Here is a 1,374-nt window from a genome sequence, read left to right on the forward strand (position 1 = left end):
CTCCGCCCCGCCCCGCGGGTTTTGGTCGTGTCTATTGCGGCGATTCGGCGGTTGATCCGCAGTAGCCACGACCAGATGACGCCCGGGGGCGAGGTGACCCTTGCCCCCTGTGGCCCCCGGGCGTAATCTGCACAGCGGAAGTCGGCAGGCGCACGACGTGACCGCGGAGAGATCCCGGCTGCGGGGGGCGCCGGCTGAGCAGTAGACACGAGGAGACCCCAGGACAGTGCTCGACCCCAGGTGAGACCCGGCCCATCCGCCACCTCCCTGGAGCACACATGTCTTTCCTCGTCCTGTCGGACGTCGCGTACGCGTTTCCCGACGGCACCCCACTCTTCTCCGGGCTCGACCTCGCCCTGCGTCCCGGTCTCACCGCCGTGGTCGGCCGCAACGGCGCGGGCAAATCCACCCTGCTGCGCCTGATCGCGGATGAACTCTCGCCGTCCGCGGGGTCGATCTCCGTCGACGGCGAGGCCGCTCGTCCACCCACCGTCGCGTACCTGCCGCAGCTGCTCGTCGACGCCCCCTCACGGCGCACTCTCGCCGACGAACTGGGGGTGGCCGCTCGGCTGGCCGCCCTGGCGCGGATCGAGGCCGGGGAGGGGAGCGACGACGACTTCGCCTGCGTCGGGGACGACTGGTCGGTGGCCGAGCGGACCCGTGCGCTGCTCGACGACCTCGGCCTGCCCACCGATCTGGGCAGACCCGTGGTCGAGCTGTCCGGCGGGGAGCGCGCGCTCGCGGCACTCGCGGGCAGGCTCCTCGCGCAGCCGACGGTGTTGCTGGTGGACGAGCCGACCAACAACCTCGACCACCGCGCCCGGGCGAGGGTGTTCACGGCGCTCGAGAGGTTCGTCTCGACGGGACGGCGGATCGCCGTGGTGGTGAGCCACGACCTGGAGCTGCTCGAGCGGGTCGATGCCACGGTGGAGGTGCGGTCCGGGCGGTGCAGGGTGTTCGGCGGGCCGTATTCGCTGTACCGGGAGGTGATCGAGGCCGAACAATCCGCGGCCGCGCAGGCGTTGTCGGGTGCCCGCAACGAGTGGCGCACCGAGAAGCGGGACCGCATCGAGGGGATGGAGAAGGCGAGCCGTCGACTCGCGCAGGGACGCCGGGTGCAGGCCGCCGGCGGGATGCCCAAGATCCTGATGAACGCGCGCCGTAGCTCCGCCCAGGAGTCCGCGGGCAGGCGCCGCGCGGTACACGACCACGGAGTCGAGCAGGCGCGCGAGCGGATGCGCGCCGCCGACGCAGCCGTCCGCCGCGAGGACCTCCTGCGGATCCCGATGCCCGACCCCGCGCTGCCGGCGGGCCGGATCGTGGTGGACGCCGTCGATCCCGTGGCCGGCCGGATTCACCTGGTCGGGCCGGCGC

The 1,374-nt window shown here is 72.7% G+C and carries 1 protein-coding gene; it reads left to right on the plus strand.

Going from position 1 to position 1,374, the window contains the following annotated elements; all coding sequences use genetic code 11:
* Positions 1–278 precede the first annotated feature (278 nt).
* Positions 279–1,374, plus strand: a 1,096-nt coding sequence (locus IY392_RS17015) for an ATP-binding cassette domain-containing protein (RefSeq protein ID WP_194861875.1), incomplete at its 3' end; no start/stop codon positions are given.

It is taken from the genome of Dietzia sp. SYD-A1 (assembly GCF_015356725.1).
GTDB lineage: Bacteria > Actinomycetota > Actinomycetes > Mycobacteriales > Mycobacteriaceae > Dietzia.